At 67.9% G+C, this 8,769-nt stretch carries 6 protein-coding genes and 1 pseudogene; 5 read left to right on the top strand and 2 right to left on the bottom strand.

Translation table 11 applies throughout. The annotated features are described in order from the left end of the window. Positions 1-915, top strand: a 915-nt coding sequence (locus FHS87_RS22670) for a sensor histidine kinase (protein ID WP_184522009.1), incomplete at its 5' end; no start/stop codon positions are given. A gap of 1 nt (position 916) precedes the next feature. After that, a complete protein-coding gene (locus FHS87_RS22665) occupies positions 917-1,453 on the top strand; it encodes a response regulator transcription factor (RefSeq protein WP_184522006.1) in 537 nt (178 codons plus the stop codon). Positions 1,454-1,520: 67 nt separating this feature from the next. Here the strand turns inward: FHS87_RS22665 and FHS87_RS22660 are convergent, their stop codons facing one another. Beyond that, entirely contained in the window at positions 1,521-3,734 is a 2,214-nt protein-coding gene (locus FHS87_RS22660; protein ID WP_184522003.1) for a putative bifunctional diguanylate cyclase/phosphodiesterase, read from the bottom strand. A gap of 428 nt (positions 3,735-4,162) precedes the next feature. On the opposite strand from FHS87_RS22660, the gene FHS87_RS22655 reads away from it, so the two are divergent. From FHS87_RS22655 to FHS87_RS22645, 3 genes are all read left to right on the top strand, one after another. Next, entirely contained in the window at positions 4,163-4,597 is a 435-nt protein-coding gene (locus FHS87_RS22655) for a hypothetical protein (RefSeq protein ID WP_184522000.1), read from the top strand. Between the two features lie 80 nt (positions 4,598-4,677). Further along, positions 4,678-6,639: a TonB-dependent receptor plug domain-containing protein gene (locus FHS87_RS22650; RefSeq protein ID WP_184521998.1), complete on the top strand. Its 1,962-nt coding sequence runs from the start codon at positions 4,678-4,680 to the stop codon at positions 6,637-6,639. A gap of 239 nt (positions 6,640-6,878) precedes the next feature. Beyond that, positions 6,879-8,384 (top strand): PAS domain S-box protein, encoded by a 1,506-nt coding sequence (locus FHS87_RS22645; protein ID WP_221300313.1) that lies wholly within the window; start codon positions 6,879-6,881, stop codon positions 8,382-8,384. Positions 8,385-8,678: 294 nt separating this feature from the next. On the opposite strand, the pseudogene FHS87_RS22640 reads toward FHS87_RS22645, so the two are convergent. Further along, positions 8,679-8,769, bottom strand: a pseudogene (locus FHS87_RS22640) (IS5/IS1182 family transposase); the annotation flags it as partial.

The raw sequence follows: 8,769 nt of genomic DNA, 5'->3' as shown, positions 1-8,769 counted from the left end.
CTGGTCTGGATCTTGGTCCTGGTCACGACGGGCTGCTTCGCCCTCCTGAGTTACCGGCAGCGCCCGCTGGCATTTCCGCCGGGGCTGCTGGGCGAAATCACCGATCTTTACACGCTGGGCCGCTGGCTGAGCTTCGCGCTGGTAGCGATGCTGCTGGTGCTGTTCATCGCTCGCATCAGCAGGAACCTCCGCGCGCGAGAGAGCTATCTGGCCGCCATGCGTCAGCACGCGGCCGAGGAGGATCACATCGTCCGCATGGGTTTGTTCGCCTCAGGGGCCGCACACGAGCTCGGCACTCCTCTCGCCTCGCTCTCCGTGATCCTCAGCGACTGGCAGCACATGCCCAGGCTTGCATCGGATCCCGAGCTGATGGGCGAGCTGCGGGAGATGCAGGCCGAGGTGCAGCGCTGCAAATCGATCGTGACCGACATCCTCCACTTGGCCGGTCAGCCCAGGAGTGAGATGATGGGGAGCGTGGACGTCTGCCACTTCGTTGAGGACCTGGCGAGGTCGTGGCGTTCCGCGCACCCCACCGTACCCTTGGACCAGAGATGCGCCGTGACGGATGGTGCGACGGTGGTGGCCGACCCGGCCCTGCGTCAGGCGGTTTGGAACCTGCTTGAGAACGCGGCGGACGTGTCTCCACGGCAGGTCCACCTCTCGGCCGCCCGGAGCGGCGACATGCTGGTCCTAACAGTGCGTGACCACGGCCCGGGCTTCCCACCAGAGATGCTGCGCCACTTTGGCCAGCCCCACCGGTCCAGCAAGGGCGCAGGCCACGGCGTAGGCCTTTTCCTGGTGGTCACGGTGGCGCGGCGCCTTGGCGGCCGGGTGGAGACCACCAATTTCCCCGACGGTGGGGCCGAGGTCCGGCTCGTTCTCCCGCTCGCACCCGTACACGGAACGGAGGCCTGAGGTGGAGTATGCGCGCTCGCTCGTCATTGTGGAGGATGACGCGACCTTTGCCCGTGCGTTGCAACGCTCCTTTGAGCGGCGCGGCTACCGCGTCCAGCTCGCGGCGGGACCGGAGGACCTGGACGTCCTGCTGGATAGGGGCATACCAGGATTCGCCGTAGTGGACCTCAAGCTCAAGGCCGCCTCGGGCCTGCCCTGTGTGCGGATGCTGCACGCGCGCGACCCGGCCATGCGTATTGTCGTGCTGACCGGCTTTGCCAGCATCACGACGGCGGTGGAGGCCATCAAGCTTGGCGCCTGCCACTACCTCGCCAAGCCGTCCAACACGGACGACATCGAGGCTGCCTTCGAGAGAGTGACCGGGAACCCAGATGTCTCCGTGACCAACCGCTCCACAGCCTCGATCAAGACGCTGGAATGGGAGAGGATCAACGAGATGTTGGTCGAGACGGGATTCAACATATCGGAGACAGCCCGGCGTCTCGGCATGCACCGCCGTACGCTGGCCAGGAAGTTGGAAAAGCGTCACATACTGTGAGGAGAAGGGGCGCCCCGGCCCGGACTGCCCGAAGACTCGCCCGCCCGCCGTCGCGTAGAGGTTGCTCTCACGCCGACTTCCCCACCACAGCCGGCCAGGGCACGGTGTGGAGGGAGAGCGGATCGACACCCAGGTCCGCGACGGCCCCCGCGCTCGGGGCCGCGTCGGCCAGCCTCCCAATCAACTCGGGGATGCCCGCGGCCGGGATCGGCCGGCTGAACAGATAGCCCTGCAGCTGATCGCAGTCCTCCAGGGCGAGCTGACGCGCCTGCTCACTCGTCTCCACGCCCTCGGCGGTGACGGAGATGCCGAACGTGCCGCTGAGCCCGACCACCGCGCGCACGATGGCAACAGAGTTCGTATCGTGCGGCAGGTCGCGGACAAAGGAGCGATCGATCTTGATCTTGTCGAACGGGAAGGAACGCAAGTAGCTCAGCGACGAGTAGCCCGTCCCAAAGTCGTCCATCGAGATCTGCACGCCTAGTGCCTTGATGCGGTGCAGGCTGGACAGCACCGCTTCGCTGTCGTGCAGCAGCACGGATTCCGTGATCTCCAGTTCCAGCCGCTCCGGCGCGAGCCCGCTCTCCTCCAGCACCGCGCGCACCGCCTCCACTAGTTGCCGGTCCTTGAACTGAACAGGCGACAGGTTGACCGCGACCTTGACCTGACCTGGCCAGGACCGAGCGTCCAGGCAGGCCCGGCGCAGGGTCCACCGCCCGATCTCGCCGATCAGCCCACAGGACTCCGCGATGGAGATGAACTCGCTCGGTGCCACCAGCCCGCGCTCGGGATGCGCCCAGCGGATCAGGGCCTCAAAGCCCAGGATCTCGTGCGTGCGCGCATCCACCAGCGGCTGATAATGAAGCAGGAACTCGTCCCGAACCAGGGCCTGCCGTAGTCCCATTTCCAGCGCCCGGCGGTTCTGCAGCGAGGCGTTCATGGCGGCTTCGTAGAAGCATACGGTGCCACGCCCGTTTGACTTGGCGCCGTACAGTGCTGTGTCGGCGTTCTTTAGCAGCTCGTGCGAGGTAACGCCGTCCGCCTGTGCGACCGCCACGCCGATGCTGGTGCCGATGCCGACTTGATGGCCGTTCACCTCGTAGCCGGCGCTGATCGCCTTAATGATGCGCGTCGCGAGGGCGTTAATCTCCTCCGTGTCGAGGATGTGTGGCAGCACGATCGCGAACTCGTCCCCGCCCAGGCGCGCCACGGTGTCGTCCTGGCGCACGCAGGCGCGTAGTCGGTCCGCAACCTGGCATAGCAGCGCGTCGCCCACCGGATGACCGAGCGTGTCGTTCACCGCCTTGAAGCGGTCGAGGTCCAGGCAGAGCACGGTAAAGCCGCGCCCATCGGCCCGCGCCAGGCATTGCCGCACGCGATCGTGGAACAGCACGCGGTTCGGCAGCCGGGTCAGCGGGTCGTGGTGCGCCAGAAAGGCGATCTGCGAGATGTTCTCCCGAAACACCGCGAGCGAGCGCACAATGGTTCCGAGCTCATCGCCTCGGGCGAGCGACTCGAGTTCCGGCTCCGTGCTGCCCTGCGCTACCCGCTCGGTGACAGAGGCGATCTGTTTCACGCCGGACACTGTCCTGCGGGTGAGGACCGCCGACACACCGAACAGCAGCAGCGCGCCGGTCAGCGCCGCCCCTGTCAGCACTAGGTGCGCGCGCTGTGCCATGCCGGTCGACGCTGCTGCGCGGCCGCGCGCCTCCTCCACTGCCTCCGAGGCGAGGGCACCCATCTCCAGCAGCAGACGGTTGGCGTTACCGTCGAACGGAACGATGAACTCGACCGCGCTCGGGAAGTCGATCGCCAGCATGGAGCCGAATACGTCGATGGCCTCGGAGTAGATCCGGACGTCAGCAGCCAGGCCGAGCAGCCGTGCTGCGCCCTGCGGAGCGTTCCCGATCGCCTGCCTCTCTAGCCCAAGCGCGAGCGCGGAGGTGCGCTCCAGGAGAGCCACGATGTGCGCCTCGAGGTCGCTAACGGGCGAGCGACCGGCCTGGAGGGTGGTGAGACGGTACAAGGCGCCGTTGATGCCCTGCAGCTCGGTCGCGCTGGAGGCCAGGCGCGTAGCGGCTGCCAAGTCCTGCTCGACCAGCTCGCCGATGAGCTCGGCCTGCTGGCTCGAGGTAAGAATGCCGTGCAGCCCCATTCCCAGCAGGCCGACCATCGCCAGCGCCGGGCAGAACGCCATCTTCACAGCGAAAGGCCAGTTCGATAGCCGCACCGCCGTCCGCAGGCGGGCCAGTAGCCCCCGAGAGGCCGCCGCCCCGCTCACGACGGGTTCCTCGAGCTGGGTCGGACTGGTCGCGTCGATCCGGAAAGGCATGCAGGCGCGGCGGGCGCCCGGCAGTTGGCCGGTGCTCGGTGGAATGGGCGCGGGGGCGATCGACGCAAGCCATTGCCTCCTTTTCGAGGGGGCAATTCTCCCATTGCGATCCTTAAGAAACACTCCTCCGTCCGCCAAACGTCTTTAAGCCTCCGGCAACACGTTTCGCGGAGGATGGTTCCGCCGACAAAAAGGTGGGTCTTCGGATGCTGGATGCCGGGCGCGGGCTTCACCGCGGCGTTGGACGGGACGGTAAGAGCCCTCGCCCTGTGCCTCTCGCGCGCGCGGCAGCCGCAGTGCTTTGCGCGGCGGTATGCGCCGCGCCATGCGCCGCACCGGCCGCGGCGCAACCCAGCTTCACGCCAAAGGATGGCCAAGTGCTTGGCCGCACCATGGGCTACGTCGGCGTGGGGCGGACCGGTCCCGTGGTGGTTGCTGTCGTGTTCATGCCGGCGGACGCGCTCTCCTCGCGCGAAGCCGAGCGCGTGCGCGAGGTGGTCGGCGACGGGCTGACAGCAGGCCGGATCAGGCTTCAGGTGCGCCTGGTGCCGCTCGCCCAACTCCCCGAGCTGGGCGGCGTGGACGGGCTCTACGTGACGCAGGGCACCGCCGGCCACCCGGCGGTGCCACTCGCCGCGAGACGGCTGCGCGTGCCCACCGTTTCGGCCAGCATGGACTGCGTCCAGGCAGCCCACTGCACGGTGGGCTTCTCCAGCGAGCCGACGGTGCAGATTGTCATCAGTCGCAATGCCGCGGCGCGCGACGGGGTGGAGTTCACCCAAGCCTTTCGCATGCTCGTCACCGAGCGGTGAGAACAGCGATGCGCACCTCCTGCCCGATGCGGCCAATGCCGTCCGCGATGCCCCGTCCTCAATCGTCCGGGACCCGGCGCGTGCTCCTCGCCGGCGCCTGCTGCCTGGCCTGGACCGCCCAGGTCCGCGCGCAGTCGATCGACTACGGCGACATGGAGCAGCTCTTCGGCGAGCCCGTCACCACCTCCGCCACCGGCAAGCCGCAACGAGCGTCGCAGGTGCCGGCCAACCTGGAAATCATCACCGCGGAGCAGATACGCCGCTCCGGCTACGATAACCTCCCGGACATCCTTCGCCTGGTGCCGGGCGTGGACGTGCGGCGCACCGGCTTCGCCGCTGCCGACGTCAGCGTCCGCGGCTACAACCGGCCGTCCAACCCGCGCCTCCTCGTCCTCCTGAACGGTCAGCAGGTCTACATCGACCTCTACGGCGCCACACCGTGGTACGCCCTGCCGGTCGAGCTGGGCGAGATCCGTCAGATCGAGGTGGTCAAGGGCCCGAACTCCGCCCTGTTCGGCTTCAACGCCGTGTCGGGCGTGATCAACATCGTCACCTACGACCCTCTGCGCGACAACGCGAGCGGCGTCACCGCACGCGCTAGCACCCAGGATTATGGCAGCCTGTCCGCCTTTGGTACGGCAAGGCTGAACGACCGCGTCGGCGTGCGGCTCTCCGCTGGCGGGTTCCGCGCCGACGACTTCGACTGCGCAGGGCTCGACCCGGCAACCCTGGCAGCCCAGGTGCGGCCCCGGCGCGAGTCGATCGCCATGGACGCGCGCGCCCGCCTCGCCCCCGGGGTGGAGGCGACCCTCAGCGGCTCGGCCGTGGACCTCCGCACCTTCGAGCCGGTGGCTTCGCCCTACTATGCCGCCAGCCGCTATAACACGGACGCCGTGCGCGGCGCGCTGTCCGCCGAGACCGCTGCCGGTCTGCTAGGCCTCAACCTGTACCGTAACTCGGCACGCTACGACTATCGCAGCGGCTTGGCCACTGCCCGACTGGAGAACACCGTCACCGTCGTCCAGGCCAGCGACACGGTAAAACTTGGCGCCGACCACACGCTGCGCCTGCAGCTCGAGTACCGCGACAACGACATGGTGGAGCCGGCCTACCGCAACCGGTTCGGCTACCGGCTCTACGCCGGCAGCCTGATGTGGAACTGGCAGCTCGCCCCGGAGCTGTCGCTGACCAACGCCGTGCGCCTGGACCGCCTCGTGCTGGACCGTTCCGCTGTCCCGGGCGCGGGTGATGGCCGGGCCATCACGGACGTGTCCTTCAATTCGGGGGTGGTGTGGCACGCCACCGACGCCGACACCCTGCGCCTGACGATCGCGCGCGGCCTGGAGTCGCCCAGCCTCTTCGCGTTGGGGACCCGGCAGACGTCCGCCGCGGCGGGGCCGCTGCCCGAGATCCGCCTCGTCGGCTCGCCCCAGCTGGACCCGAGCGCCGTGACCCATGGGGAGTTGGGCTACGACCGCAGGCTGGACGCGGTGGCCTCCACGCTGCGCGCCGCCGCCTTCGTCCAGAGAACCAGGGATGTGATCGCTGATCCCTTCTCGGCCGGCAGGTCGTTGAGCCGGCAGGGCGTGCTGTACCGCTCGACCAACGTCGGCGACACCGACGCGATGGGTGGGGAGATCGGCATCCGCGGGGCGGCGTCGGGCCTGCGCTGGGATGCGAGCTACGCGTACATATCCGTCTCCGACAGCCTGGACCGCTCCTCCCGGCTGAGCTTTGAGAACGGCACGCCGACCCACGTGATCCGCCTGGGGGGCGGGTACACGCTGGACCGGCTGGAGTTCGATGCCCAGGCGCACTGGCAGAGTCGCTACCGCGACATAACCGTGGACGCGCGCACCACCCAGCGCAGGCCGGTCGACGTCCCGGACTACCTGCAGCTGGACGCCCGTATCGGGTACCGCCTGACCGATGGCGTTGAGGTGTCGCTCACGGGGCAGCAGCTCAACACTCCGAGCCTGATGCAGACGGCCGGCCCGCAGGTGGAGCGGCGGGTGTTCCTGACCCTGTCCGCGCGGTTCTGAGGACCCGACCGCCGTCCAGACTACGTGCAGTAGCGGGCGAGAGAACCGCCCAGGGCAGGGGAGGCTGAGGGCGACGAGGATGCCCAATCGGCATTCGGTGTAGAGGTAAAGACAGAGAAGCCGCTCCTTCGTACTCCCGCAACACGCATGCTCACCGGCAACCGGGCCGCCCTGTGTGGGATTTATAATGTCCGAAGATTTATTGCGGACAGACAACCCGCTGGCGGAGCTCGTGTATATTGAACCTGCCGTCGCACCACCACGCCAACCAACAGCAACTACGACTGATCCTCGCCGCCTTGCAGGACGGTGTGATCCTGATCGAGCCCGACCAGAGCATCTCCTGGGCCAACAAGTCCGCGCTGCGGATGCACGGGGTCAGCAGCACCGCGGACCTCGGCACCACCGTCTCCGAGTACCGCAAGCGCTTCGAGCTGCGCTACCGCGACCGGCACCGGGTACCGGAAGGTGGGTACCCGATGGAACGAGTGCTGGCGGGCGAGACCATTGACGAGGTGGTGGTCGACGTTGCTCCTGCCGGCCAGAACGAGGCGCAGTGGACGCACCGCATCCGCAGCCTGGTGCTCAACGACGCCGATGGCATTCCGGACTGCCTCGTCCTCATCCTGAACGACGAGACCGAGCGCTTCGACGCCGAAGAGCGCTTCGAGGCGACCTTTGCCGCCAACCCGGCGCCGGCCGTCATTCTTCGCCTCTCTGACCACCGCTACATTAAGGTCAACCGGGGCTTCCTGGAGATGACCGGATACGACGAGGAGCAGGTGATCGGCCGGTCGGCCCTCGAGATCGACGTGCTCGAGGGTGCTGCGCGGCGGGAGTTCGCCATCGAGCGGCTGCAGCAGGGTCGCACCATCCCGCAGATGGAGGCCGTGCTGCAGCTACCGGGTGGCGGCGAGAGGCGCGCGGTTGTCGCCGGGCAGCCGATCGAGGTCGGCAACACGGACTGCATGCTCTTCACCTTCGTGGACCTGGAGCGCCACAAATTGACGGAGGATGCCCTGCGGCAGAGCGAGGACAGCTTCGCCGCTGCCCTTCGCCTGTCGCCTGTCCCGGCCATTGTCTTGACGCGTTCCGATCTGCGCATGGTGATGGCCAACAACGCTTTTACCCGTGAGATTGGGTATCCCGAGGGGCATCTGGTCGGCAAAGGCGCCAGCGAGCTTGGTCTCTGGGCCGATCTGGCGGCAGGGCAGGAGATGGAGCGGAGGCTCGAGCGGGACGGCCGTCTGCGCGGCGCCGATGTGAGCCTCCGGACCAGGGATGGCAGCCTGCTCGACTGCGTCCTCTCCGCCGAGCCTGTGACCGTCGGCGGCCGAGCCTGCATCCTACTGCTCGCCCAGGACGTCGCCGAGCACCGCCGCGGCGAGGCGGAGGTCGCAGCGGCCATACAGGCTGTGATGCAGGACACCGCCTGGTTCAGCCACGCGGTGCTGACAAAGCTGGCTCAAATGAAGCGCCCTCATGCTGCCGACGGGCAGGCGGCATCCGGCCTCGGCGACCTCTCGGCCCGCGGCCGCGACGTGCTCGCCCTGGTGTGCCGCGGGATGCCGGATGCGGCCATCGCCCATAAGCTCGGCATCGCGCGCAACACGGTCCGCAACCACGTCGCGGCGCTCTACCGCAAGACCGGTGTGTCCGGCCGCGCGGCCCTCGTCATCTGGGCTCGCGAGCGCGGCTTTACCGGTGGCCCGCCGCGCAAGACCCCCATGCCGACGAAAGATTAGGGCTGGCCGGGGACTGGTCCGGTTCGGGCTCAACGGGGTCGGAGGCCGACTGCACGGGCACTGGTGCAATAGTGCTGGGGTTATAGTGCAGACATACTAGTGCTTGCGTTTTCGCCGGTGGAACCCTTTGGCTCCACAGAGGTTCTCGGGCCTGTGCCGCAACCGAACGGATTGCGGTGCCGGTCGAGCACCTCCGGGGGAGCAGATGAGCGACGATCGTACCTCTGATGCCGCCGCCCGGGCCAAGGGCTCCGTGAAGGAGGCCATCGGCAAGCTCATCGGTGACGCTAAAAGCTAAGGACAAAACCTCCTGAGCTGTCGGAGGCAGATGACGGCGCAGGCGAGGGTTGTCAGGGCGAGGTGGAGGTCGGCCCGGCGCTCGTAG

The sequence above is a fragment of the Muricoccus pecuniae genome (assembly GCF_014199205.1).
Lineage (GTDB): Bacteria > Pseudomonadota > Alphaproteobacteria > Acetobacterales > Acetobacteraceae > Roseomonas > Roseomonas pecuniae.
The sequence above is the reverse complement of the archived record's forward strand: the minus strand, read 5'-3'. Positions and strand labels throughout refer to the sequence as shown.